The sequence below is a fragment of the Streptomyces sp. NPDC007808 genome (assembly GCF_042868655.1).
Lineage (GTDB): Bacteria > Actinomycetota > Actinomycetes > Streptomycetales > Streptomycetaceae > Streptomyces.
The window spans coordinates 59,840-86,276 of record NZ_JBIAEQ010000005.1; the positions used below are offsets into that span (position 1 = coordinate 59,840).

At 73.1% G+C, this 26,437-nt stretch carries 17 protein-coding genes; 6 read left to right on the forward strand and 11 right to left on the reverse strand.

The window, feature by feature from the left end:
- The first annotated feature begins 65 nt into the window (after positions 1-65).
- The 5 genes from ACFYNL_RS19500 to ACFYNL_RS19520 all read left to right on the forward strand — a co-directional run bounded on the left by ACFYNL_RS19500 (position 66) and on the right by ACFYNL_RS19520 (position 6,073).
- The gene (locus ACFYNL_RS19500) at positions 66-1,442 is read left to right on the forward strand and encodes a polyprenyl synthetase family protein (protein ID WP_388804778.1); all 1,377 of its coding nucleotides are present in this window, start codon (positions 66-68) and stop codon (positions 1,440-1,442) included.
- Positions 1,439-3,010 (forward strand): phytoene desaturase family protein, encoded by a 1,572-nt coding sequence (gene crtI / locus ACFYNL_RS19505; protein ID WP_388804781.1) that lies wholly within the window; start codon positions 1,439-1,441, stop codon positions 3,008-3,010. Before ACFYNL_RS19500 ends, crtI begins: the two co-directional genes overlap by 4 nt.
- A complete protein-coding gene (locus tag ACFYNL_RS19510) occupies positions 3,007-4,035 on the forward strand; it encodes a phytoene/squalene synthase family protein (protein WP_388804783.1) in 1,029 nt (342 codons plus the stop codon). Before crtI ends, ACFYNL_RS19510 begins: the two co-directional genes overlap by 4 nt.
- On the forward strand, positions 4,032-5,045 hold the full coding sequence (locus ACFYNL_RS19515) for a DUF5914 domain-containing protein (RefSeq protein ID WP_388804786.1): 1,014 nt from the start codon (positions 4,032-4,034) through the stop codon (positions 5,043-5,045). The genes ACFYNL_RS19510 and ACFYNL_RS19515 overlap by 4 nt, the downstream gene beginning before the upstream one ends.
- Before the next feature lie 173 nt (positions 5,046-5,218).
- Positions 5,219-6,073 carry an alpha/beta fold hydrolase gene (locus ACFYNL_RS19520; protein ID WP_388804789.1) on the forward strand — a complete coding sequence of 285 codons (855 nt, stop codon included), beginning with the start codon at positions 5,219-5,221 and terminating at the stop codon, positions 6,071-6,073.
- Here the strand turns inward: ACFYNL_RS19520 and ACFYNL_RS19525 are convergent.
- The 11 genes from ACFYNL_RS19525 to ACFYNL_RS19575 are packed head-to-tail and all read right to left on the reverse strand — an operon-like array spanning position 6,063 to position 22,946.
- Positions 6,063-7,505 carry an aldehyde dehydrogenase family protein gene (locus ACFYNL_RS19525; RefSeq protein WP_388804792.1) on the reverse strand — a complete coding sequence of 481 codons (1,443 nt, stop codon included), beginning with the start codon at positions 7,503-7,505 and terminating at the stop codon, positions 6,063-6,065. The two genes, ACFYNL_RS19520 and ACFYNL_RS19525, sit on opposite strands and share 11 nt — an antisense overlap.
- A complete protein-coding gene (locus tag ACFYNL_RS19530; RefSeq protein WP_388804795.1) occupies positions 7,505-7,879 on the reverse strand; it encodes a nuclear transport factor 2 family protein in 375 nt (124 codons plus the stop codon). The genes ACFYNL_RS19525 and ACFYNL_RS19530 overlap by 1 nt, the downstream gene beginning before the upstream one ends.
- 34 nt (positions 7,880-7,913) lie before the next feature.
- Complete coding sequence (locus tag ACFYNL_RS19535; protein WP_388804798.1) at positions 7,914-9,197, reverse strand: acetyl-CoA carboxylase biotin carboxylase subunit family protein; 1,284 nt, start codon at positions 9,195-9,197, stop codon at positions 7,914-7,916.
- A complete protein-coding gene (locus ACFYNL_RS19540; protein WP_388804801.1) occupies positions 9,194-10,822 on the reverse strand; it encodes a condensation domain-containing protein in 1,629 nt (542 codons plus the stop codon). Before ACFYNL_RS19540 ends, ACFYNL_RS19535 begins: the two co-directional genes overlap by 4 nt.
- A gap of 9 nt (positions 10,823-10,831) precedes the next feature.
- Positions 10,832-12,124, reverse strand: a complete 1,293-nt coding sequence (locus ACFYNL_RS19545) for a cytochrome P450 (RefSeq protein ID WP_388804803.1) — start codon at positions 12,122-12,124, stop codon at positions 10,832-10,834.
- The gene (locus ACFYNL_RS19550; RefSeq protein WP_388804806.1) at positions 12,121-13,890 is read right to left on the reverse strand and encodes an amino acid adenylation domain-containing protein; all 1,770 of its coding nucleotides are present in this window, start codon (positions 13,888-13,890) and stop codon (positions 12,121-12,123) included. The genes ACFYNL_RS19545 and ACFYNL_RS19550 overlap by 4 nt, the downstream gene beginning before the upstream one ends.
- A 2-nt stretch (positions 13,891-13,892) precedes the next feature.
- The gene (locus ACFYNL_RS19555) at positions 13,893-14,684 is read right to left on the reverse strand and encodes a thioesterase II family protein (RefSeq protein WP_388804808.1); all 792 of its coding nucleotides are present in this window, start codon (positions 14,682-14,684) and stop codon (positions 13,893-13,895) included.
- Positions 14,681-15,553, reverse strand: coding sequence for a hypothetical protein (locus ACFYNL_RS19560; protein WP_388804811.1), 873 nt, complete (start codon positions 15,551-15,553; stop codon positions 14,681-14,683). The genes ACFYNL_RS19555 and ACFYNL_RS19560 overlap by 4 nt, the downstream gene beginning before the upstream one ends.
- Complete coding sequence (locus ACFYNL_RS19565) at positions 15,550-16,875, reverse strand: MFS transporter (RefSeq protein WP_388804813.1); 1,326 nt, start codon at positions 16,873-16,875, stop codon at positions 15,550-15,552. The genes ACFYNL_RS19560 and ACFYNL_RS19565 overlap by 4 nt, the downstream gene beginning before the upstream one ends.
- 3 nt (positions 16,876-16,878) lie before the next feature.
- Positions 16,879-17,106, reverse strand: a complete 228-nt coding sequence (locus ACFYNL_RS19570) for an MbtH family protein (RefSeq protein WP_388804815.1) — start codon at positions 17,104-17,106, stop codon at positions 16,879-16,881.
- Positions 17,106-22,946 (reverse strand): amino acid adenylation domain-containing protein, encoded by a 5,841-nt coding sequence (locus ACFYNL_RS19575; protein WP_388804818.1) that lies wholly within the window; start codon positions 22,944-22,946, stop codon positions 17,106-17,108. The genes ACFYNL_RS19570 and ACFYNL_RS19575 overlap by 1 nt, the downstream gene beginning before the upstream one ends.
- A 668-nt stretch (positions 22,947-23,614) precedes the next feature.
- Between ACFYNL_RS19575 and ACFYNL_RS19580 the strand changes: the two genes are divergently transcribed.
- A complete protein-coding gene (locus ACFYNL_RS19580) occupies positions 23,615-26,161 on the forward strand; it encodes a SpoIIE family protein phosphatase (protein ID WP_388804821.1) in 2,547 nt (848 codons plus the stop codon).
- The last annotated feature ends 276 nt before the right edge of the window (positions 26,162-26,437 follow it).

Here is a 26,437-nt window from a genome sequence, read left to right on the forward strand (position 1 = left end):
CACGGGCCGAAGGACGTCGGTGAGGGAGCGATCCGCTGCACGACGACAGGTACGAGAGGAACGGGATGGGCCCCACACCGGCGAAGGATCACCACGCGGCCGTACCGCCGCCCGCCCCGCGTCTGGTCTCCGTGGCGGGAGGCGGCCGGGCGGGTGCCGCCGGGGCGTCGCACGACACGCCGGACGCGACGGCCCTCCTCGTGCCGGTCGGCGCGGGCGACGCACGGGCGGTCGACGCGGACGTGCCGGCCGCCGTCGCCGCGGTCCTCCAGCAGGTCCTGGCCGATCGCGTCGCCCGCGCCGCTGCCCTGGATCCGCTGTTCGCCGAGGATCTGGCCGGCCGGGTCGCACGCTTCACCCAGGCGGGCGGCAAACGCGTCCGTCCGCAACTGCTGTGGTGGTCCCTGCGAGCCTGCGGCGGCGGCAACGGGTCGGCCGCCGCCGCGCTGCGGATCGGCGCGGCCCTGGAACTGCTGCAGACCTGCGCCCTGGCGCACGACGACGTCATGGACGGATCGGCCGTACGCCGGGGCAGGCCCGCCCTGCACACCCAGGTGCGATCGCGGTACGAGGGCCGCGCCCCCGCCGAGCGCGCCGCGCGCTTCGGGGAGGCGGCCGGGATCCTGGCCGGTGACCTGGCGCTCGCGTGGGCGGACGACCTGGTGGCCGAGACGCCGCTCGGGCTCCGGATGGCGACGGTGGTGCGGCGGCTGTGGAGCGACATGCGCACGGAGATGGTGGCCGGTCAGTACCTCGACGTGCAGGCCCAGCTCACCGGGTCGCCCTCGCTGCCGCGGGCGCTGCGCACCGCCTGCCTGAAGAGCGCCCTGTACTCGGTCGCCCGGCCCCTGGCGTTCGGCGCCGCCCTGGCCGGGACGGACGACGCCACGACGCGAGCCCTGTGCTCGGCGGGCCGCTGCGTCGGCATGGCGTTCCAGTTGCGCGACGACCTCAACGACGTCTACGGCGACCCGGGGCAGACCGGCAAGGTGTGCGGCGGGGACGTCCGCGAGGGCAAGCCGACGTATCTGATCGCGTTGGCCCGGGCGCGGGCCGAGGCCGCCGGCGACCGCGGTGCGCTCGCGGTGCTCGAACGGTCGCTCGGGAACCCGGAGTTGACCGAGGCGGATCTCGGTGACGTGCGTGCCGTGCTGGAGCGCACGGGTGCCAGGGCGACGGTCGAGACCAGGATCGACCGTCTGGTGGCGCAAGGGCTGCGGCATCTCGACGGTGCTCTCCTCGACCGGGAGGGCGGAGCGCGTCTGCGCCTGCTGCTGGGCGCGGCGGCCGGCGGGACCGCTGCCGAGGGCAGGGGGGCCGGGAGCCTGTCCACCACCATCGGCGCTGCCAGCGCCGGTGCATCTTCCGAGGGCGCGGAGGCCGGGAGCCGGGCCACCACCGTCGGCGCTGCCGCCGCCACAGCCGAGGAGCGTGTGCGATGAGCGCCGCGGTGCCCGGACGGACCGACCATGTGGTGGTCGTGGGGGCCGGACTCGCCGGTCTTTCGGCCGCTCTGCATCTGCTGGGGGCGGGTCGCCGCGTCACCGTCGTCGAGCGTGATCCGCTCCCCGGCGGCCGCGCCGGACGTCTGGACCTCGGCGGCTACCGGATCGACACCGGCCCGACGGTGCTGACCATGCCCGAACTCGCCGACGAGGCCTTCGCCGCGGTGGGCGACAGTCTCGCCGGACGGGTGGAGCTGATCGCCCTGCATCCGGCCTACCGGGCCTGCTTCGCGGACGGCAGCACACTCGACGTGCACACCGACGCGGAGGCCATGGCCGCGGAGGTCGAGCGCTTCGCCGGACCCGACGAGGCGGCGGGCTACCTGCGGCTGCGCCACTGGCTGCGCCGGCTCTACCAGGTGCAGATGCGCAGCTTCATCGACGCCGACTTCGACTCCCCGCTGAGCCTGCTCCACGGGGACCTCGCCCGTCTGGCCGCACTCGGTGGCTTCGGCCGGCTGGACGCCCGTATCGGCCGCTTCCTGCGCGACGAGCGGCTGCGTCGGGTCTTCTCCTTCCAGGCCCTGTACGCCGGGGTGCCGCCGGCCCGGGCCCTGGCCGCGTACGCCGTCATCGCCTACATGGACACCGTCGCCGGCGTGTACTTCCCGAAGGGCGGCATGCACGCGCTGCCGCGGGCCATGGCGGACGCCGCCGCGGACGCGGGTGCCGAACTGCGGTTCGCGGAGCGTGTGACCCGCCTGGAACGTTCCGGGCAGCGGGTCACCGCCGTGGTCACCGAGCAGGGCCGCATCCCCTGCGACGCGGTGGTCCTCACGCCCGACCTGCCCGTCGCCTACCGGCTCCTGGGCCGGCGCCCGCGCCGACCGCTGCGGCTGCGGCACTCGCCGTCCGCCGTGGTGCTGCACGCGGGGACGGACCGGACCTGGCCTCAACTGGCCCACCACACCCTCTCGTTCGGCGCGGCCTGGGAAGGCACCTTCGACGAGCTCACCCGGCAGGGGCGGCTGATGAGCGATCCCTCGCTGCTCATCACCCGGCCCACCGCCACCGACCCCGCCCTCGCTCCCCCGGGCCACCATCTGCACTACGTCCTGGCGCCCTGCCCCAACACCGACATCGGACCTGCCGCCGCCACCTGGGGTGACCTCGGCCCGCGCTACCGGGCCACGCTCCTGCGGGAGTTGGAGCGGCGCGGTCTCGACGGCTTCGAGGCCGCCATCAACGAGGAGTCCCTCGTCACGCCCGCTTCCTGGCAGGCCGAGGGGCACGCCGCGGGCACCCCGTTCTCCGCGGCCCACACGCTCTCGCAGACCGGGCCGTTCCGCCCCCGCAACGTCGTGCGGGGCACCGACAACGCCGTGCTCGCCGGCTGCGGCACGACACCGGGCGTGGGCGTGCCGACCGTCCTGCTGTCGGGGAAGCTGGCCGCCGCCCGGGTCACCGGCCGCCCCCGACGCCGCTCGGGCCGCGCGGGGCACGCCTCGCCGTACCGGGCGCCCGTGTCCACCTCCCCCTTCCCCGTCAAGGAGACCTCGGCATGACCGACCGCGAACTCGACGCGGCGGGCATCGGTGACCCGGCGCTGCGCCAGGCGTACCACCACTGCCGCACGCTCAACGCACGGCACGGCAAGACGTACTTCCTCGCCACCCGGCTGCTGCCGATCGAGCGCAGGCCGGCCGTGCACGCCCTGTACGGCTTCGCTCGCTGGGCCGACGACATCGTCGACACACTCGACCCCACCTCCTCGGCCGCCCACCGTGTCGCGGCTCTCGCGAAGCTCGAACGCGGCCTGGAGCAGGGGCTGCGGGACGGACACAGCGACGAGCCGGTGGTACGGGCCCTCGCCGACACCGCGCGCCGCTACGCCATCGCCCCCGCGCACTTCCGCGACTTCATGGCGGCGATGCGTTCCGACCTGGTGGTGAGCGACTATCCCACCTATGCCGACCTGCGCCGCTACATGCACGGTTCGGCCGCGGTCATCGGTCTGCAGATGCTGCCGGTGCTCGGCACGGTGGTCCCCCGTGAGGAGGCCGCACCGCACGCCGCCGCGCTGGGCGTGGCCTTCCAGTTGAGCAACTTCCTGCGGGACGTCGGCGAGGACCTCGACCGCGGGCGCGTCTACCTGCCCGGCGATCTGCTCGCCGGCCACGGCGTCGACCGGGGTCTGCTGCGCTGGAGCCGGGACACGGGCCGCGGCGACCGCCGGATCACCGCCGCGCTGCGGGAGTTCGAGACGCTGACGCGCGGTGTGTACCGCGAGGCGGCGCCGGGCATCGGGATGCTCGACCCGGTGGCTCGGCCGTGCATCCGCACCGCCTTCGTGCTCTACGGCGGGATCCTGGACGCGGTCGCCCGCGATGGATACGCGGTCCTGCACCGTCGGGCCGTGGTGCCGCGCCGACGGCGCGCCGTGGTGGCCGCCGACGGGCTCGCCCGGGTGGTCTTCGCGCGGCTGCGCGCGGGCGCGCGGAGCCGCCGCCTTGCGGAAACGGGGCCGGGCCACCCGCGGTTCGCCCCGCCCGGTGTTCCGCACAGGCCCGTCCCCGAGGAGGCCGCGTGACCGCCGCCCCGGGCCGACGCCGTCGGCTCCCGCTCTCCGTACGCCGCCGTCCCGTGCCGTGGGACCGGCAGCGGCCCACGTGGCGTGCCGCCAAGCCGGCCGTGATCGCCGGGGCGCTCAAACGCGCCCAGGCCCGTCCGTCCGGGAACTGGTACGTGGTCGGCGCCTCCCGCGATCTGCGCGCCGACCGTCCGCTGGCCCGCACCGTGGCAGGGCGCGAGGTGGTCGTCTGGCGCGGCGCCGACGGCCGGGCGGTGGGCGGTCCGGGTGTCTGCCCGCATCTGGGAGCCCCTCTGCGGGACAGCCCCGTGCGCTGCGGCACGCTGGTGTGCCACTGGCACGGGCTCGCCCTCGAAGGCACTCCGTACGCGGGCTGGGCCCCCTTCCCGGTGCACGACGACGGCGTCCTCACCTGGGTGCGGCTGGACGAGGCCGGTGGGGAACCGCCGCTGCGGGCGCCGGTGGTGCCGCCGCGACCCGAGGGCACCCGTGCGCTGACGGCCGTCCACGTGGGTACGGGGACGTGCGAGCCCGAGGACGTCGTGGCCAACCGTCTCGATCCCTGGCACGGGTCGTGGTACCACCCGTACTCGTTCGTCGACCTCGACGTGACCGGTGTGCCGGACGGATCCGCGAGCGGGGCCGACGACTGCTTCACCGTCGACGTCTCCTTCAAGCTGGCAGGGCGGCTGGTCGTACCGGTCCGGGCCGTCTTCACCGCTCCCGAGCCGCGTACGGTCGTCATGCGCATCACCGAGGGAGAGGGCGAGGGCTCGGTCGTCGAGACCCATGCGACTCCGCTCGGACCGGACCGGTACGGCCGTCCGCGCACCGCGGTGATCGAAGCCGTGGTGGCGACCTCCGACCGGCGCGGGTTCGCCGTGGCCCGCTCGGCGGCACCGCTCCTGCGCCCGCTGGTGGCGCGGGCGGCGGGCCGCCTGTGGCGCGACGACCTCGCCTACGCCGAACGCCGCTGGCAGCTGCGCTCGACGGGCCGCTTTCCCGGCTGAGGCAGGTGCTCACACGCCGGGCCCGGCCGCCGGGTGGCGTCACTCGGCGGCACGGCCTGCCCGATCTTTGGCTCTTGGGCCGCAGGCGCCCGCGACACGCAGGGCAGTGGGATCACTGCATCGTGCGGATCTGGGAAGGATGACGTCCCGACGCTACTCGGAGGAGCCCAGGGATGCCGTACGTCGTGGCACAGGACGGGACGAAGATCGCGTATCGCTCGCTCGGGCAGGGGCCGCCGCTGGTGTGCCTCGCCGGTGGGCCGGGGACGGACGTGCGGAGCCTGGGGAACCTGGGCGGGCTCGACCGGCACAGGACGCTCGTTCTGGTGGACTCACGCGCGGCGGGTGCCTCGGATGTGCCGGCCGACCGGTCCGGCTGCGCCTACACCGAACAGGTCCACGATCTTCAGGCGCTGCGTCGTCACCTGGGAGCCGGGCCCGTGGACGTACTGGCGCACTCGGCGGGTGCCCTGACCGCCCAGCACTACGCTGCCTCCTTCCCGGACGGGGTGCGCCGTCTGGTGCTGGTCGCGCCCGCCGGCCGCATCGGGCGGGAGGTCGACTCGACCGAGGTCGCCGCCCTTCGGGCACGGCGCGCCGACGAGCCGTGGTATCGCGCCGCCGCCGAGGCCGCGGAGCTGTTGGCCACCGGTGTCTCGGACGTCTCGGCCGAAGAGGCGCAACGGCGATCGGCTCCCTTTCTGTACGGCAGGTGGACGACGAAGACCCGTGCTCACCATGAAGCCGACCGTGTCCAACCGCCCTCCTGGCTCTACGAAGCCTTCTACCGAGGGAACCCCGCCGAGCACGCGGCCGAGGAGCGGTTGAGGTTCCTGCGGTCGGTGGCGGTCCCGGTGCTGGTGCTGGCGGGAGCCGAGGACTGCGTCGCCGGTACCCGGCCGGCCGCGCTGACAGCGGAGCTGTACCGGTACGGCAGGCTCGAGACCGTTTCCGGCGCCGGCCACCATCCGTGGCTCGATGAACCGGACTGCTTCCGCGACTTGATCGAAGGCTTTCTCAGCGACTGACCGCGGGCCCGGGGAGGTCGGCCCGCTCCGCCTGCGGGGCACCGCCCGTGGACCGGGCCGCGTGCTGCACCACCTTCAACGCCCCGTAGGACAGCAGCCCTTGCACGCCGCCTTCATAGCCGTACCCGCTCGCGCCGCGTCCGCCCAGGGGCGCGTCGGGCGCGGCCCCAGGAGAGCAGTTGACTCCCACGCTCCCGGCGTCGAGTCGCCGGGCCAGCTCACGCGCGTGGGCGGTCTCGCCGTAGACGTACGCGGACAGCGCGTACGCGGTGCCGTCGGCCAGCGCGACGGCTTCTGCGTCGTCGCGGTAGGGCAGCACCGGCGCGACCGGCCCGAACGGCTCCTCGTGCAGGATCCTCGCCTGCGGCGGCACGTCACCGAGCACCGTGGCCGGGTAGTGGAAGCCGGCTGTCCCGGGGACGCGCCCTCCGAGCACCAGGCGCGCGCCGCAGCGTACGGCGTCCTCGACCAGGGCGTGCACGGCGGCGCGGCGGCGCGCGCTGTTCAACGGCCCCATCGTGCCGCCCGGCTCGCTGTCCGGTGCGGGTGCGCTGAGCACCAGGCGGCGTACGAAGGCGTCGACGACCCGTTCGTGCACGATGAAGCGGCTCGGGGCGCCGCAACTCTGTCCGGCCGAGCCGAACTTGGCGACCGTGAGGGCGTCCACCGCGGAGTCGACGTCCGCGTCCTCGGTCACGATCACCGGTGCGTGCCCGCCCAGTTCGAGAACACAGGGGGTGAGCTGCTCCGCCGCGGCGGCGGCCACCAGGCGGCCGACGCCGGTGGAGCCGGTGAAGGAGACGCGCCGGAACTCCGGGCGGCGCACCAGCGCCTCGGCCTCGGCCGGAGCCGCGTGCACCACCTGGACCAGACCGTCGGGCAGCCCGGCCTCGGCGGCCGCCCGGGCCACCGCGGCGGGGACGCAAGGGGTCTCCTCGGGACCCTTGACGACGACGGAGCAGCCCATGGCGAGGGCCGGACCGAGCTTGCGGGCGAGTACCACGGCAGGGAAGTTCCACGGCACGATCGCCAGTACCGGGCCGGCCGGGTCCACCATGACCTCACGTACGATCCCGGCGCGTTCGGGCAGCGCGGTGGGCCTGGTGACCTCGACAGCCGCGTCGGCGCTCCACCGCAGGGTCTCCACGGCACGCCGGAGCTCCGTCAGGGCCTCGGCCGGCGTCTTGCCGTGCTCCTGGCTGAACCGGGGCGCGAGTTCGGGCAGTCGGCGGTCCAGGGCGTCGGCGAGGTCCCGGATCTTTTGGGCCCGGTGCTCCACCGCTCGGCCCGCCCAGTCCGGCGACGCCTCCGCGGCCGTGCGCGCGATCCTGGGCACGTCCGCCGCGGACAGCAGCGGGACCTCACCGATGTGGCGTCCCGTGCGGGGGTCGACCACGGCAGCGACCGCGCGGCGTCCCGTCTCGGTGGCCATCAGATCGCCGGCCGGTAGAAGTAGGTACGACGGCCGACGATCAGGCCGTCGCGGACGGTGTAGGTGTCCGCGAACTGCTCGTCCAGGGCCGCACCGGACCGGCTCGTACCGGTGAACCTGCCCCAGCAGGCGGCGGCTTCCAGATCACTGACGATGTGCAGCACATGATGGCGCCCGGAGGCGATGACGCGTTCGAGGCGATAGAAGCGCTCGATCCGCGCCAGGCCCCGCAGCGGCTCGTAGCCGGGGCGGTCGTACACGCAGTCCTCGGCGAAGACACGGCCGAGGTCGTCCCAGCGTGCCGCGTCGATGATGGAGAAGAGCTCGGTCACCAGGCTCTCTGCCGACCGGGTGACCGTCGTCGGTGCAGCCATGTCGTCCTTCCTGCGCAGGGGTTCGTGAACCGGGTCAGGTCAGCAGGGACGCGGCGGGTACCCGGCGGATGCCGTCCGCGTCCTCGAATTCGTAGGTGAGAACCGCCAGGGCCTTCGCGATCACGGCGGTCATCGCGTCGTGGTCGTCGCAGGCGCCCCACAGGATGTCCATCTCGTGGGTCATCACCCCGCCGGGCAGTTCGTCGCCGGGCCGCACGAAGGTGCGGTACCCGCGGATCCCGTCCAACTGCCGCACCTCCCGCCGGCCGTGGACGGCGACGAACCGGCAGGGGTCGATCGGCGCGAGCCCGTGATGCTGGAAGTGCACGCGCTCCGGCCGCAGTTCGCCGGCCTCGACGTCCTCGCCGAGCGCCTGCCGGCCCGCGAGCCGCACCAGGTCGACTCCGCAGGCGCGCCGGGACAGCTCGTTGATGTGCCCGCCGACGCGCCCGTTGACCTCGATGATCCTCGGGCCCGCCGGGGTCAGCTTGATCTCGGTGTGGGTCAGGCCGGTGCGCACGCCCAGGGCGATGAGCGCGCGCGTGGTCAGATCGAGGATCTCCCGCCGTTCCGCGTCGGACACCTGCGCCGGCCAGTACTGGCCCGGTTCCCGGAAGGGGTGTACCAGCGGGAACTTACCCGTCAGCGCCAAGTGGACGACCCCGTCGGGGCCGCACATGCTCTCGACGGACACGTAGTCGCCGGACGGCAGACCGGGCCTGCCCACGAGCAGTTCCTCGACGACCAGCGGCGCTTCGCGGCCGTCGGACGTGCGCATCACGTCGAACAGTTCGGCGAGCAGGGCCGGGGCCGCGGCCGCGTCGTGCACCGCGTGGGTGTTGCGGCTGCCTTCGCCTCTGACGGGCTTCACGATCGCGGGGAGACCGACCGCCGCGACCGCCGAGGCCCAGTCCGCCGGAGTGCGCAGCGGATGGCTGCGCACCTCGTCGACCCCAGCCTCCCTGAGCCGTCGCCGCTGGCGCACCTTGTCGGTGAGCAGGCGGGCGGTGTCCTCGTCGTGGAAGGGCAGCCCGAGATCGGCGGCGAGTCGGGCAGCAGTCCGCAGCATCGGTTCGCTGAAGGTGACCAGCGCCGACGGCCCGTACCCGCGCAGCGCCGCGGCGTCGGCCGCCGGGTCGCCCGTGAGCGGGAGTACGGCGCCCAGGGTGCCCAGTACCTCGGCGAGCCGCGCCACATGATCGGTGGGGGCCACCACGAACACGATGTCCGCGAGGTCACGCAGACCCACGGCGATGTCCCCAGCGGCCACGGCCCCCTTGTCGTAGACGACGGCGATGACCGGCCGACCGCCCGTCATACCCGCACCGCCCGCGAGACGGACGGCCGTCCGGCCGGCGCCGAGGGATCCTCGGCCGCGACGGCCAGCGCCTGCCGGTACAACTCGGTGTAACGCCCCGCGTGCTCCGGATCCACCAGGCCGGGATCGAAGTCCACGACGACGCGGCTGCCGCCCTCCAGTCCCTCGACCTCGAAGTCGACGCGGAACGGGAAACTGGGCTTGCCCGCCACCCACCAGCCGTCGGCCCGCAGGGCGGTCAGGCTCTCCAGGCCGTCGTAGACGTGGAAGTCGGTGTAGTTGAACGTGACGTCGAAGGCCGGACGACCGAGCCGGTTCTCGATCTCGGCGAGGGGAAACGCCCGGTGGGGAAGGGACCGCCGCTCGGCCGTCATGGCGTCCCCGGCGAGGTCCGCCCACGATCGGGCGGTCCGCGTGAACCGCATGGGCAGCGTGTTCAGGTGCAGGCCGACCACCAGGTCGCAGTCCGCGGTCTCCGGGCGGGTGCTGACCACCACGCCGGTGACGATGTCCTGGTCGCGGCCGAGCCAGGCGCTGAGCGTCCATGCGTGCACACCGAGCACGAAGGCCTTCAACGACGCCCCCGACCGCCGTGCCGCGGACCGCAACGCCGCGAGCAGCTCCGGCTCCACGTCGAAGGCGTGCTGGCCGACCGGGTTCGCCGCGGCCGGGCGGGCGCCCGGGTCGATCAGCAGCACCGGCGCGTCCGCCTCGGCCCGCCAGAACTCCGCTGCATCGGGGGAGGCGAGCGCCGCGGCCTCGGCGGCGGCGAAGTCCCGGTGGGCGGTGGCGGGCAGCTCCGGCAGGTCGGGGGTGACGCCGCGCAGCAACGCGTCGTACACCGTGAGCATGTCCATGATCAGCCGTCCCAGGCCCCAGCCGTCGGCGATGGCGTGATGGCAGGAGAGCGCCACCTGGAAGGAGTCCCGATCGGTGACGACATGGCAGCGCAGCAGCGGCGCCGCGCTCCAGTCGAAGGGCCGGTTCACCTGCTCCGCACTCCACTTCCGGGCGAGCTCGGCCGCCGTGTGCGGACCGTCCTCGCCGGCCGGCTCGACGGTGAACCGTGGCTCGGCCTCGGCCCACACCAGTTGGACGGGCACCGAGAACGTGCCGAGTTCGAAGGAGGTGCGCAGCGCCGGGTGGCGGCGGCTCACCTCGGTCAGCGCCGCACCGAACAGCTTCTCGTCGAAGGCCGCCCGGGTCCGCCAGCCCGTCCTGGAGTGGTACAGCTCGCGATCCCCGCTCGCCTCGCACAGGTAGATCATCCCGACCTGCAGTGCCGAGGCCGGGATCGCCTCGGTCACTCCGTCGGGCACCAGGGCCCGGTCGGCAGGGTCGAGCAGACCGGCGGGAGCCGGTCCGGCAGCACCGGACACGGACGCCTCCGCGTCCTTCTGCGCGGTGGCCTGTTCGAGGTGGGCCGCCAGTTCGCGGGCCGTCGGGTAGTACAGAAGGTCCCGCAGGGAGACGGCAAGACCCCGGCTCTGCGCGTCGGTGACGACGCGCAGCGCGGTGAGCGAGTCCCCGCCCATCGCGTAGAAGTCGTCGTCGGGGCCGATGTCCGCATCGCCCAGGTGCGTGCGCACGAGATCCAGCAGCAGGTCGGTGACAGAGGCAGTCATGGGCTCCCCTCAGAGCGGACGGGCCTGGCTCGGGACGCGACGGCGTGCGTCCGCGCTCAGCCGGGTGCGGACGGGCAGTCGGGTGAATCCCGCCACGAAGTTGGACGCGAGCCGACGCGGCGGTCCGGCCGGCTCGAACTCCTCGACCAGGGCGACGATCCGCTCGAAGAGGACGCGCAGGGTCAGTCGGCCCACGGCCGCGCCCAGGCAGTAGTGGGGGCCGTAGCCGAACGCGATGTGCCGGTTGTCGGGCCGGGGCACGAGGAACCGCTCGGGGTCGGCGAAGACCGTCTCGTCGCGGTTGGCCGAGCCCACCCACACCGCCACCGCGTCCCCCGCCGGCACCACGCCGCCGCTGAGTTCGACGTCCTTGACCGCGTACCGCAGGAAGGAGCGGGCGGCGGACGTCCAGCGCAGTCCCTCTTCCACGAGCGCCGGGACGAGTTCCGGGTTCTCCCGCACCGCCCGGTACACCTGCGGGTTCCGGGCGAGGGCGAGCACGGTGCCCGCCGCGGTGTGCGGGGTGGTGGCGTTCGCGCCGAGCAGCACGCTGTAGCAGTTGACGACGACCTCGTCCCGGGTGAGCGCGGTCCCCTCCACGGAGGCGGCCGTCAGGTGGCGGATGAGGTCCTTGCCCTCGGTGCCCGCCCTCGCCCGGGCTTCTCGCGCGAAGTACTCGAACAGCTCGTGGTGCGCGATGGCGAGCGTCGCGGCGCTGCTGCCGGTGCGGTGGACCGGATCCTCGGGCGCCGCCGCCATGCCGGTCCATCGCACGAGGTCCGGCCAGTCCTCCTCGGGCAGGTCCATCAGCGCCGCGGCCGCCGCCATCGGCAGCAGCGCGGCATGCTCGCTCACGTCCCACACCTGGTCGTCGGCGACCGATCGCAGGGCCGCGTCCACGGCCGTGCGGATCCGCTGCTCCGCCGCCGCCAGCGAGGCACCGCTGAACAGGGCCCGCAGCGGTCGGCGCAGTTCGCCGTGGCGGGGCGGGTCCGTGGCGACGAGCATCTTGCCCGCCGCGGCGTCACCGCGCCCGAGCTGCTGGAGGAGGCTGCCCCGCTCGGACGTGAACTCACGGTGCTGACCGAGCACCCGGCAGGCGTCCTGGTAGCGGGTGACCGACCAGAAGGCGCGTCCGTCCGGCAGCTCCTGGCGGTGCAGCGGCGCCCGGCGCCGCATCGCCGCCCACACCAGGTGGGGGTCGCCCTCTGCGTGGAAGCCCGCGTCGAACAGGTCGACGCCGTCCAGGTCGACCGCGTCGAGGTCGGTCACGGACCAGCCGCCCGCCAGGTCCTGCGTCACGACTGCGACCTCGCTTCCGCCACGGCTCGGGCAAGTCCGGCAGGGCTCGGGTCCCGATACAGAGAGCGCGGCGAGATGTCGACGCCGTACGACCGCCGCAGTTCGCCCAGGATCGTGACGGCCAGCAGCGAGTGCCCGCCGATCTCGAAGAAGTCGTCATCCGCGCCGATACCGACGACGCCGATGTGGTCCGTCCACATCTGGACGATCGCCTGTTCCAGCGGCGACTCGGGTGCCCGGTGGGGCGCGCTCAGCTCGGGCCTGTCCTGCACCGACGTGGCGGCCAGGGCCGCGCGGTCCACCTTGCCGTTCGGGGTGAGCGGCAGTGTGTCGACGTTCCGCACGAGGGCGGGCACGCAGTAGTCCGGCAGCACCCGAACGAGGCGCTCCCGCACCTCCAGTGCCGAGAGGGGTCCTGCGTCGTCGGCGACCACGTGGCCGATCAGCCGGCGTTCCCCGGACGGTGCCCGTTGGACGACGACCGCGGCCCGGGCCACGCCGGGCAGCGCGGCCAGCGCCGACTCCACCTCGCCGGTCTCGACCCGGAAGCCCCGGATCTTCACCTGGTCGTCGTCGCGCCCGAGGAACTCCAGCGTGCCGTCGGACAGCCGCCGCACCCGGTCTCCGGTGCGGTACATGCGGGCGCCGGGCACGGGTGCGTACGGGTCGGCCACGAACCGCTCGGCGGTCCGTCCCGGGTCTCCGAGATAGCCGTGGGCCAGGCCGTCACCGGTGACGTACAGTTCGCCTTCCTCGCCGTCCGGCACGGGGCGCAGCCGCTCGTCCAGGACCCGCGCCCCGGTGCCCCTGATGGGCCGGCCGATCGGGACCGTCGCGGTGGCGGGCGCCTCCCGCATGGGGTGGCAGCAGCTGAACGTGGTGTTCTCCGTGGGGCCGTAGCCGTTGACGACGGTGGTGTCGGGCAGGGCGGCGACGGCGCGGGCGACATGCGGCCCGGACAGCACGTCGCCTCCCGCCAGCAGGCAGCGCAGCCCGCGCAGGTCGTCCAGAGCGGTGTCGACGACCTGGTGGAACAGGCCGGCGGTCAGCCACATCACCGTAACGCCCGCGCGGCCCGCGTACGCGGTCAGTTCGGCGGCGGACGGCTGCCCGGGCGGGGCGACGGCGAGCCGTGCCCCGGACAGCAGCGCCCCCCAGACCTCCCAGGTCGACGCGTCGAAGGCGAGGGGCGCGAACTGGAGGAACACGTCGTCCGCGCGGATGTCGGTGATGTCCGTCCCGACCACCAGGCGCAGCACCGCCCGGTGCGGGACGCACACCCCCTTGGGACGGCCGGTGGACCCCGAGGTGTAGGCGACGTAGGCGATGTCCTCCGGTCCGGTCCCGGCGGCCGGCCCCGCGGCGGGCAGACCGTCGTCCGCCTGCTCGCCGTCGTCCGGGGTGAGCACCGTACGGCCGTGGGTCGACATCTCGGCCGCCAGATGGGGTGACGACAGCACCACCTTCACCGAGGCGTCGTCGAGGATCGTCTGCCGCCGTTCGAAGGGCTGTCGGGCGTCCAGCGCCAGGTAGGCGGAACCGGCCTTGAGCACGGCGAGGAGCATCACCACCGCGGCGGCGGAGCGCTCGGCGTGGACGGCGACGACGTCTCCGGGCCGCACTCCGTGCCGCCGCAGCCGCCCTGCCGTCCGGTCGGCTCTGGCGTCGAGCGCGGCGTAGGTCAGCTCGCCGTCGTGGGCGCTGACCGCGACCGCGTCGGGCGTCTGGCGGACCCGCTCGGCGAACACCCCGTGAATGGTCTGCATGATCAGCCGTGACCTCCTGAGTGACCGGTCCCCGCACCACTCGGCTCGGGGCTTTTCGGGTCGGCGAGCAGCGAGGCGAGGAGGTCCGTCAGCTGCTCGGGTGCGGAGAGGAAGGCGTAGTGCCCGCCGTCGAGCACGGAGAACCGGACGTCCGCCGAGTACTCCCGCCACGGCCGGATCTGCTCCGCGGTGATCTCCTCGTCGTCGGCCCAGTGCAGCGCGGTGATGCCGACGGGCAGGGTCAGTGGGCGCTGGCGACGGTAGACACGGTTGGCGTCGAGGTCCTGGTGCAGCACCTCCAGGGTCAGCTCGATCAGGGCGGGATGCGGTTCACCGCCCCGCTCGACGATGATCCGGCCCAGCTCCCGGCCGAGTTGCTCGTCGTCCATGTCCAGGAAGCGGTCCTGCGGGCAGTGGTGCGGGGGCACCTGGGCCGAGACGACCAGCCGGTGCGGCAGGGGCAGGCCCCGCTCGGCCAGCAGGGCCGCCGTCTCGAACGCGGGCAGCGCGCCCGCGCAGTGTCCGAACAGCACGAACGGCCGGTCCAGATAGGGAAGCAGCTGCTCGACCAGGTCGGCGGCCAGTTCCTCGTAGGTGCCGTAGTGCGGCTCCCGCACCCGGTTCTCCCTGGCCGGGAGCTGGATCGGGCACACCTCGGCGGTGCCGATCACACGGGGCCACTGGCTGAACATCGAGCCGCCCACACCGGAGTACGGGAAGCAGAAGACCCGGGCTTCGGCGTCGTCGGACGGCCTGCGCAGCAGCCGGGTGGGGAAAGGGTGCCTGTCGCTCATGTCCACGACACCACGGTGCTGTCGTCGACGAAGCCGAGGATGCCCGCGAGCGTGGTGCGGCGCAGCTGCGGATCGGTGTTGGGCTCGACCGCGTGGACATGGGCGCCGTTGAAGACGTAGACGTCACCGGCGTGCACGTCGACCCACTTCAGCTCGATTCCGTCCAGGGTGTCCAGCGGGTAGGGCGAACCCGTGTAGTGCAGGCCCAGTGCCCGCTTGGACGTCTCGTCGGGCCGGATGTTCCAGTACGCGAGTCGGCCGCCGTCGCCGTTCTCCAGGCAGATGTTCAGTGCCGCGGGCTGGTGGCCGGCCACCTTCTGTATCTCGAAGTCGGCCTGCTGCGGTTCCGTGCACTGGGACAGGTCGTCGTGCGGAGCCAGCGCGTACTCGCCCTGGCCGTGCCAGGAGCGCAGCAGTCCGCGGCAGGCCTCCCGGCCCTCGTGCCGGGCCGGCCGCACCGTGGCGCCGTCCTCGGCCAGCACCCTGTCCAGCCCTTCGTAGAAGATCTTCAGGGGGTCTTCCGGGACGGCCAGCACGTCATCGAGGGCGGCGGCCACCTCCGCGGTCTCGTCCAGGTACGCCGCGGTGGTCTTGTGGTAGTGGAAGGCGCCCAGGAAGTAGCCGGGGGCCTCCGCGCCGCGGGTCCTCCTGGCGGGGCTGGCCCAGAACCGCTCGGCCAGTTCGGCGCAGGTGTCCGGCTTCACCATGCCGCGGAACATGACTCCGGCGATCCGGCCGTGCAGGACGTCGAGGAGCGACCTCGGCTCGAAGGTGTCGTACTCGCGGAAGACGAAGTAGTCGGCGTCGCCGCTCCAGCCGGTCAGCCGGCGGTGGGACGCGGTGCTGTCGGTCGTGGCGAACGTGGTCATGATTCCTCCAAACGGTGATCGCCGCGGGCCGGTTCGCCGCCCGCTTCCGGGCGGTTGCCGGGCGGGCCGGAAGCCGGGACGGAGACCTCGGACGTCGCGCTCGCCGGGGGCTGCCCGTCGTCGACCGCGCGCACCGAGGGCAGCAGCAGGACGAGGGGTCCCGCCAGCACGATCAGCACACCGGCCCCCACCAGTGCGGGACCGACGCCGAGCGCTGCCGACGCGGGACCGGCGAGGGCGAGGCCGAGGGGGACGAACGCGAAGGAGCCCACGGCCTCGTACGACATGACCCGGGCGAGTTTCTCCTCGGGCACGTTCTTCTGCAGGGCGGTGTCCAGCAGCACTTCGTAGACGTCGATGCAGACGCCCGCCGCGAAGGCGAGCACGGCGACGGCGGCGACCGGCGCCTCGGCGGCGAGCAGGAACAGAGGCAGCGGGAAGCCCATGGTGAGCAGGGCGGCCAGCCGGATCGGGTGGCGGGTGCGCAGCCGTACGGCCGTGGTACTGCCGACCACATAGCCGATGGCCTGCGCGGTGAGGATCAGACTCCAGGCGGGCGCCCCGCCCAGGTGGTCCTTGGCGACCACCGGGCCGAGCACGTAGAAGCCGCCGGCCAGCAGCACGTTCACGAAGCACAGCTGGGCCACCATCAGCCACACCCACTGGCGTGCCGTGAACTCCTTCCAGCCGTCCCGCAGTTCCCGGAAAAGGGAAGCGGACCTCTCGGCGGGCGGGGTCGACTTCAGCCGGATCCCCAGCAGGAGCGCGGCGGAGATGAGGAAGGAGGCCGCGTCGATGGCCAGCGTCGGGCCGGCGCCGACCAGGGCGACCAGGATCCCGGCGACGGCCGCACCGATGATGTTGCCGCCGCGCATGGCCAGTTGCAGCAGGCCGTTGGCGGACTGCAGGACGTCCCCGGAGACGAGCTGCGGCATCACGGACCGGGAGGCCGGTTCGAAGAGTGCGGCGGCGGCGCCGTTGACGCAGGCCAGGAGGGCGAGGGAGAGCGTCGATGCGTGCTCGGTGATCACCAGCGCGGCCGCGGCGCCCTGCGCGAGGCCGGCCACCACATCCGCTCCGACCATCACCCGGTACTTGGGCCACCGGTCGGCGACGACGCCGCCCAGCAGGACGAACACCACCTGGCTCGCCAGCCGGGCGGTGAGCACCAGGCCGAGCCCGGTGGCCGACCCGTCGGGCAGTTCGAGAACGGTGAAGGCCAGGGCGACCGGAGCGATCGCGTTGCCGAGCAGGGAGACGGACCGGGCCGACAGCAGGCACAGCACCGAACGGTCCCGCAGGACCCACAGGTTGGACGACAACGGTCACCCACCCGTGCCCGGGTCGGGGCGTCCGGAGACCACGAGGCCGGCCGGGCGCAGGTCGGTCCAGTGCTCCTCCACGTACGCCACGCATTCCGGGCGGGGCCGGTCCGCGAGGACCATGTCCCAGCCCGGCGGGACATCGGCGAAGGACGGCCACAGGGAGTACTGGCCTTCCGCGTTGCGCAGGACCCGGTACAGCGCGTCCGGATCGTCGAAGGGGTTCGTCATCAGTCGTCTCCGTTCGCGGGGGCCGTACCGGCTCCCTGGGGGGACACCGGCCGCTCGAGGGCGGCGCAGAGATGACGGCCGATCTCCGCGAGCGGGGCGGGGTGGTTCATGTTCGTGTGGGTGGTCTCGATCGGGTGCCACATCACCTCGCCGTCCACGAACTCCTTCCAGACGTCGGGCATGGGGGCTCCCTCGGTGCGGCCCTGTGTCGCCATGAAGAACAGCACGTCGCCGGTGATCCGCTTCGGCTCGTACCGGCCCACGATGTGCCGGTTGTGCGCCATCGCCGTCAGCAGGGCGACCAACTGCGCTTCCTGGAGGCTGGCGAGGGCTCCGGTGTCGTTCCGCAGGATCTCCACCGCCTTGGCGATCTCGGGCGAGCCCTCCTGCGGGACGGCCTGCGGCCGGGACGGGTCCAGCAGCGCCGCCAGCATCTCCCGGTCGTCCAGGCGGTAGTGATCGGGCACACCCGGATAGCAGTCGAGCATGGTCAGCAGCGCCACCTCATGCCCCTGCCGCTGGAGTTGTGCGGTCATCTCGAAGGCGACGATGCCGCCGAACGACCAGCCCAGCAGGTGATAGGGGCCGGTGGGCTGGATGGCCCGGATCCGCTCGACATAGTCGGCGGCCATCTCCTCCACGGTGGCGGGCATGGCGTCCGGGTGGAGCAGGCCCCGTGCCTGGATGCCGTAAACCGGGACGTCGCCGGGGATGTGCTTCAGGAAGCCCGCGTAGCTCCAGCTGAGACCGCCGCCGGGGTGGATGCAGAACAGTGGGGGCCGCGTGCCGACCGTACGCAGCGGCAGTTCGACCTCCAGAGCGCTGTCCCCGTTGCCGATGCCGGCGTGTTCGGCCAGCCCGGCCACGGTGGGCGCCTCGAACAGGGTGCGCATGCCGATCCGCAGACCGAGGGTGTCACGCACCCGGCTGATCAGCCGGGCCGCCAGCAGTGAGTGCCCGCCGAGCTGGAAGAAGTCGTCGTCGATGCCGACCGAGGGCAGTCCGAGCACCTCGGCGAACAGTTCGCACAGCACTTCCTCACGCGGTGATCTGGGGCGCCGGGTGCTGACGTGGTCGGTGAGATCGGGCGCCGGCAGCAGGTCCCGGTTGAGCTTGCCGTTGCCCCGCAGCGGAAGGGTCTCCAGGCTCACGAACGCGGCCGGCACCATGTGTTCGGGTACCCGCGCGCCGAGGTGGTCGCGCAGCTCGGCGGGACCGGGGCCGTCCGGCGATCCGGGTACCACGTAGGCGACGAGCCGCTTGTCGCCGGGCCGGTCCTCGCGTACGACGACCGCCGCGCGCGCGATCCCGGGATGTTCGGTCAGGACCGTCTCGATCTCGCCGGGTTCGATGCGGAAACCGCGCACCTTGACCTGGTCGTCGGCCCGGCCCGCGAACTCCAGGGTGCCGTCCCGCCGCCAGCGCGCCAGGTCCCCGCTTCGGTACATCCGCTCGCCGGGCGCCCCGAACGGGTCGGCGACGAACCGCGCGGCGGTCAGCCCGGGCCGGCCCAGATATCCGCGCCCGACGCCGGCGCCGGCCAGGTACAGCTCGCCCGTGACGCCCACGGGTACCGGGTTGAGCCACTGGTCGAGGACGTGGACGCGGGTGTTGGCCAGCGGTCGTCCCACGGGGATGACGCCGTCCAGGTCCTGAGGGCGCACCCGGTGGACGACGCTCATCATCGTGGTCTCGGTGGGGCCGAGCTGGTTGACCACCTCGCAGCCCCAGCGGTCCAGCAGCTCACGCGCCTCGCCCGGGCGCAGCGTCTCCCCCGCGGTGCCGACCAGCCGCAGCGAGGAGAAGTCGGCCGGGTCGGCCCCGTACACGATGACCGACTCCAGCAGCGAGGGCACGACGCAGAGGATGACGGTGGGACGGTTGTCGCGGATCGCGCCGATGACGACGCCGGGGTCCCGGCTGCCCTCCTCCGGCAGCAGGGCGACGGACGCGCCCACCGCCAGCGGCCCGAAGATCTCGCGCACCGGAGGTTCGAAGGCCAGGGAGGTGATCTGCAGACTGATGTCCTGGGCGGTCAGACGGAACCGCCGTGCCATGTCGAGCAGCCGGTTGACCACACCGCCGTGCTCGATCAACACGCATTTGGGCTTGCCGGTGGAACCGGAGGTGTAGATGGCGTACGCCAGATCCCTTCCGCCGGTGTCGCGCTCGGGCCGCAGGACCGGGGCGGCGTCGAGCCGTGCGTCGGAGTCGACCAGGACCACCTCGGTGCCGTCCGGGGCGATGCCGTCGGCGAGGTCGCCCCGGCCGATCAGGAGAGCGGCCCCGCTGTCCGCGGCCATGTACCGCAGCCGTTCCGCGGGCAGCTCCGGGTCCAGGGGCACGTACGCGCCGCCCGCCTTCCACACGCCGAGCATGGCGGCCACGGCCTCCGGGCCGCGCGGCAGGCAGATCCCGGCGATCGTGCCCGGGCCCACGCCCAGGGCCCGCAGCAGGTGGGCGTACTGGTTGGCGCGTTCGTCGAGCCGCCGGTACGTCCACCGGACGTCCTGCTGGATCAGGGCCGTCGCGTCGGGGGTGCGGTCCGTCTGCTCCTCGACGAGGTCCGCGACGGTCTTCCGGTGTGGGTAGGGCGCGTCCGTGTCGTTGCGGTCCACCACCAGCAGCCGGTGTTCGGCCGGATCCAGGACGGCGAGGCGGCCGAGCCGTACGTCGGGCCGGGCCACCGCGTCCCGCAGCAGCCGGACCAGGCAGGCGGCGATGTGCTCGGCGGTCTCCCGGTCGAAGAGGTCGCGGCTGTACTCCAGGTCGCCCAGGATGCGCTGCGGCGCGTGGGGCGCCCCGCCTTCGGCGTCGAACTTGAAGGACAGGTCGAACTTGGCGGTGCCGGTGGTCACCGGCTGGGAGGAGACCTCGAGTCCGGGCAGGGCGAAGTCGTCCGGGATGCCGCTCTGGGCTGCGAACATGACCTGGAAGAGAGGGTGACGAGCGGCTGAGCGGGGCGGGTTCAGCACCTCGACCAGCCGCTCGAAGGGCAGGTCCTGGTGGTCGTAGGCGGCGAGACTGCCCGTCCGTACCCGGCGCAGCAGCTCCGCGAAGCTCGGGTTGCCGGAGGTGTCGGTGCGTGTCACCACCGTGTTGACGAAGAACCCCACGAGAGGGTGCAGCGCCTGATCGCCGCGGCCCGCGACGGCGTTGCCGATCGGGAGGTCGGTGCCCGCTCCCAGTCGGGTCAGCAGTGCGGCCACCGCCGCTTGGAGGACCATGTGGACCGTGCAACCGCTGCGCCGGGCCAGGGCGAACAGGTCGGCGCTCAGCGTCGCGTCGAGGTCGACGGGAACCATGTCGCCGAGGAAGCCGGGATCGGCCGGGCGGGGACGGTCGGCGGGCAGCGCCAGCTCCTCCGGTGCGTCCTCCAGCGCCGCCCGCCAGTAAGCGAGTTGGTCGGCCGCCAGGGTCCCGGGCCGGTCGTCGCCCTCCAGCAGACGCCGCTGCCACAGGGCGTAGTCGGCGTACTGGACGGGCAGGGGCGGCCACGCGGGCGCCGTGCCGGACAGCCGGGCCGTGTACGCCTCGGTCAGGTCCCGCATGAGCGGTTCGAGCGACCAGCCGTCACCGGCGATGTGGTGCAGCACCAGGAGCAGCACGCTGCGTTCGGCGCCGGTCTCGAAGAGCGTGGCACGCAGGGGCAGGTCGGCCGCCAGGTCGAAGCTCCGTCGCGCTTCCTCGGTGAGGAGGGGGTCCACCTGGCCGGGGGTGGCACGGCGGACGACCAGTCGCACAGCGGCGTCCGCCGGGGCGAGGATCCTCTGGTACGGGGTGCCCTCCCGGTCGACGTACAGCGTCCGCAGGATCTCGTGCCGCCGCACCACGTCCCGCAGGGCCGCTTCGAGAGCCGCCACGTCGACGCGGCCGTTCAGGCGCAGGGCGTAGGGGATGTGGTAGGCCGGGTTCTCGCCGTGCACCTGCTGCAGGATCCACAGCCGCTGCTGGGCGAAGGACAGCGGGACGTCACCGGACCGGTCGGTCGGGGTGAGGGCGGGCCGTGCGCGGTCCGGTCCCGTCTGCAGTTGGCGGGCGAGGGCCGCCGGGGTACGGGTGTCGAACAGGTCCTTGAGGGCGACCTCCACGCCCAGCAGTGCCCGGATCCGGTTGACCACGCGGATGGCTGTCAGCGAGTGACCGCCGAGCGCGAAGAAGTCGTCGTCGGGGTCGAGCCTGTCGCGGTCCAGCACCTGGGCGAACAGCTCGCGGATCAGCTCCTCGCGCAGGGAACCGGAGAACGCGCCGCCCGGTGCGGGGGGAGCGTCGGCGGGGCCGCCGGACAGGGGCAGCCCTTGTGCGCCGAGCGCGTCCCGGTCCAGCTTCCCGTTGGCGGTGAGGGGCAGGGCCTCCAGGGTCCGCAGGGCGGCGGGCACCATGTAGTCCGGTAACCGCTGCAGCAGGTGGGCTCGCAGGCCGGGTTCGTCCAGGGGGACCGACGGATCGGGTACGACGTAGGCGACGAGGGTGGGCGTGCCGTCGGCGTCCTCCCGGGCGGCAGCGGCCTGCCGGACGGCGGGATGGGCGGTCAACGCCGCCTCGACCTCGCCCAGTTCGACTCGGAAGCCCCGGATCTTGACCTGTTCGTCGGCCCGGCCCAGATACTCGATGTCGCCGTCGGGCAGGCGGCGTCCCAGGTCTCCGGAGCGGTAGCCGCGCACCGGGCGGCCGTCGGCGCCGGTGACCGTGACGAAGCGCTGGGCCGTCAGTTCCGGACGGCCGAGATAGCCCCTGGCGACGCCTGGTCCGGTCACCACGATCTCGCCCGGCTGCCCATCGGGGACGGGTGTCAGGTCGTCGTCGGTGATGAGCACCCCGAGATCGGGCAACGGGCGGCCGATCAGGCTGCCGCCGCGGTCGAGGTCCTCGCGCAGCACGCGCCGGTATGTGGCGTGCACGGTGATCTCGGTGATGCCGTACATGTTGACGAGCGCAGGAGTGCGGTCCCCGTACTTGTCCGTCCACGGCGCGAGGTCGGTGAAACGCAGCGCCTCTCCGCCGAACACCACCCACTTCAGGGGCAGCCGCTCGTCGTGGCGGGCCTCCTCGGCGACCAACTGGGCGAACGCGGTGGGGGTCTGGCTCAGGACGGTCACCCTCTGCTCGGCCAGCAGCCGGCGGAACGCGGCCGGGTCCCGGGCGGTGTCGCCGGGAACGACCACGATCCGGCCGCCGTGCAGGAGGGCTCCCCACATCTCCCATACGGAGAAGTCGAAGGCGAACGAGTGGAAGAGGGACCACACGTCCTCGTGGTCGAATCCGAACAGGGCCTGGCTGCTGCGGAAGAGCCGCAGAACGTTGTGGTGGGTGACCTCGACGCCCTTGGGACGGCCTGTGGTTCCGGACGTGAAGATGACGTAGGCACGGCTGGAGGGCGCGATGCCCGGCGCGGTGTACGTCCGGTCATCGGGATCGTCGGGCACGTCGTCCACGTAGGCCACGGGCACGCCTGCGGGAACCCGGCCGGACAGCGAGCGTGAGGCCAGGACGAGGGGCGGAGCCGCCTCTTCGAGGATCGCCTGTGTTCTGGCGCGGGGGGAGGCGGGATCGAGGGGGACGTAGAAATTGCCGGTCTTCAGGACGGCGAGTGCGGCGGCCACCATATCGGTGGAACGATTCACCATGAGGGCAATACCCTGATCGCCCGCCGACACGGTCAGCAGAATTCTCTGGGCCAGCGAGTTCGCCCGCGCGTCCAATCGACGATAGCTGAGGCTTTCTTCGCCGCAGCGTACTGCTTCCCTTTCGGGATACTTCTCCACCGTTGCCGAAAATGCCTCAAGGAGGTTTTCCGAGAAGGATGAAGACCGTCCGGAAAGGGCGTCTGGTATCGGCATCTATCCCCCGTACCCTCGCTCCACGCTTGAAAGGGCGGCGCGATTCCGCATATGCGGACCGTGCACACACGAGGACGCTAGCCACCGTCGAGGGAATGATCAACCACCCCTGTCTGTATGACTGAAACAGAACGTCGCCAGAGATACGAGGTGGCGCGTTCCCGCAGATGGAAGAGGTTCCGAGCCACCCTTCGGCGCCCCTGGAAACGTGGCTTGAACCGAGGCGTTTCTCCTCTGAAACGCCGGGTACGCGTAAAAGTATTTTCGACCCCGACCGGACCGCGGTGACGGGGCATTCCGGCGAGGAGTGCGAAGTCCATGGCCGTACGAGGCGGCTTTCACCGGGACGGTGAGCTGGTTGAGGCCGCGTTCGGCGGGTGAGCCATGAGAAGACGTGGTCTCGTTCGCCGAGTCCCCGGTGACAGAGGAGACCGCGGTCGTGCGGATTCGCACCGGAGATCCCGATCGCAAGGGGTGAATCCGTCCGCCCGGTGATCGAGCCCTCGTCGCCGCGCGTCCACCCGTCCCGTGCCCGTACCGGCCGGCCCACGGCGGGTCCGGTGGGCCTTGCACACCTCTGGCCAAGCCGCCCCGGGTGCGGGCAGGGTGCGTCGTGGCGCATTCTTGCTGTGTCGCACGCGTGACGGCGTACGGACGAAGGTAGACCGATGACTGGGAGCGCCGAGGGCGCAGAGCGGACGCCCGGCAGGCTGGCGGCGCTGCTGATCGATGCCTCGGCGGAGGCGATCAGCGCGGCCGGGGGCCACGCCGGAGGGGTCTATCTGCGCTCGCGCACGCCCGGGCTGCTGCGTCTGGCGGTGCTGGAAGGCTTGCCCGGGCCACTGTTCCGGCCGTGGTGGCGGCTGCACGTGGACCGGCCGTTCCCCGTCGCGGACGCCTATCGGCTCGGCGTGGAGGTCGCGCTGCCGAACGCGACGGAGACGATGCGCCGCTATCCGCAGTTCGCGGCCGGTCTGCCGTTCCAGTTCGGGTCGCTGCACATTCCCGTCACGGCCGGTTCGTCCGTCTTCGGTGTCCTGACCGTGCTGCTGCCCCCGGCGGGGGACGCCACGGAGCTGCTGCCGGTGCGCGAGCGCCTCACTCGGCTGGCGGAGGACCTGGGAGGGGCGCTGGAGAAGCTGCGGGACGGGGAGGGTGCGTCCGCGGTCACGTGGGAGGGCGGGCCCCTGTGTGTCCGGCCCCCGGCCAGCCGCCGGCCTTCGGGTCGTCTCGGCCAGTTCGTCTGGGACCCGGTGACGGGCACGGTGACGACGGACGAACGGCTCAACCTCGTCCTGGGACCGGGCGCGGTGCAGGCCGACGGGACCGTCGAGGGGTTCGCTCGGGCGGTCGCTCCGGATGACGCGGAGGGGATCCTGGCGGCGCTGCGGGAGGCGGCGGGAGGCCGTCCTCCCTCCCTGCCGCTGTGCGTGCACGCCCCGGACGGTGCGCTGCGGCTGGTCGAGGTCTGGGGGCCGTACGAGGACGCGGCGCGCCCCGGTGAGCCGGCGCCGGCCGGCACGACGACCGTTCGGGGTGCCGTACTGGAGCCGGGGCCGGGCACGGTGGCGGACTCGGCGGCCGACCTGCTGCCGGAAGGGGTGTTCTGCCTGGACCGGCTGGGTGCGGTCGTCTACGCCAACCCGCGTGCGGCGGCACTGCTGCGCCGCCCCCGCAGCGAGCTGCTGGGCCGCACGCTGTGGGAGGGCGTGCCGTGGCTGAACCAGCCGGCCTTCGAGGATCATCTGCGCGGGGCGCTGCTGTCACCGGAACCGGTGCACTTCCATGTCCGCAGACCGTCCGCGCACAGCGGTGACTCCGCCGCCGACCCGCTCGGCGGGGACCTGCTCTCCATGTCGGTGTATCCCGGCCCGGACCTGCTGACCTGCACGCTCCGCCCCGGGCACCACATGGCGGACAGCCCGTCCGGGCCTGCGGAGGCGCAGGGTACGCCGGAGCCGGTCGGCACGCCCTCGCTGTCTCCCCTGTACCGCCCCATCGTCCTGGCCATCGCGTTGACGGAGGCGGTGACCGCCCGTCAGGTCTCCGCGGTGGTGATGCGGGAGCTGCTGCCCGCGTTCGGCGGCCGCCGGCTGGCCATCTACCTGCTCCAGGAACGGCATCTGTTCCTGGCCTGGGAGACGGGCTTCCCGCAGGGGTTCCTCGCCCCGTTCGAGGGGGTGGGCCTGGACGAGCGGCTGCCCGGTGTGGAGACGCTCACCACCGGTCGACCGCTGTTCTTCGACTCGATGCAGCAGCTCGCCGACGCGTATCCGGGCATCGCCCTGGACGCGACGGAGGGGGCCCGTGCCTTCCTGCCGCTGATCGCCTCCGGGCGGCCCGTCGGCTCCTGCATCCTCGGTTTCGACCGGCCGCGCAGCTTCAGCACCGAGGAACGCACCGTGCTGACGGCCATGGCCGGGCTGATCGCGCATGCCATGGAGAAGGCGCGGCGCTACGAGAGCGAGGCCGCGCTGGCCCGGGGGCTGCAACAGGTGCTGCTCCCCCGGCGGCTGCCGCAGCACCCGCTGATGGAGACCGCGGGCCGGTATCTGCCGGGCACGCAGGGCATGGAGGTGGGCGGGGACTGGTACGACGTCGTCGCCGCCGGGGACGGTCTGGCGCTGGTCATCGGCGACGTGCAGGGGCACGGGGTGCAGGCGGCGGCCACCATGGGGCAGCTGCGCAGCGCCGTCAGGGCGTTCGCCCTCGGGGACCGGCCGCCGGACGAGGTCATGAGCGGTACCAACCGCCTGCTCATCGACCTCGACAGCGGCCTGTTCGCGAGCTGCTGCTACATCCGGCTGGACCCGGCGACCGGGGTGGGCCAGGCCGCCGTGGCCGGGCATCCGCGCCCGCTGCTGCGCCGCCCGGACGGCCGTACGCAGGTGCTCGACCTGCCCGGCGGTGTCGTGCTCGGTGTGGACCCGCAGGCCCAGTACCCCGTGACCGAGCTGCGGATGGAGACCGGGGCCGTGCTCGCGCTGTACACGGACGGGCTGGTGGAGCGGCCCGGTGTCGACATCGACGTCGGCATCAGCGCGCTGCGGGTGGCGCTCGCCCGAGCCGGTGCGCCCGCCGCCGGGGCGGGGGGCCGCTCGCTGGCGGGCGTGGCCGACCGGCTCACCGCGAAGGCCCGGCACACCGTGGACCGGCCCGACGACATCGCGCTGTTGCTCGCGACCCGGCGCTCCTCACCACTGCGCCGGAAGTGAGACCGCACTGCGCCGGAAGTGAGACCGCAGACGAGACCCGGAGTGCGAGACCGGACGCGAACACCCGCAGTGCGACCGGACGCGAACACCCGGAGTGTGACGGGACGCGAACACCCTGAACGCGAGCGGACGCGAAGACCCGAGATGTGACGGGAAGGCGGAACCACGCCGACCGGCCGTGGCAGGTCGCCCGGCACGCGTGCGCCCGGACGTGCGGCGGCTGTCGTAACCCTGGTGCGAGGACGGGAGTTGCTCGGGCGGGGTGTCCCGGACATG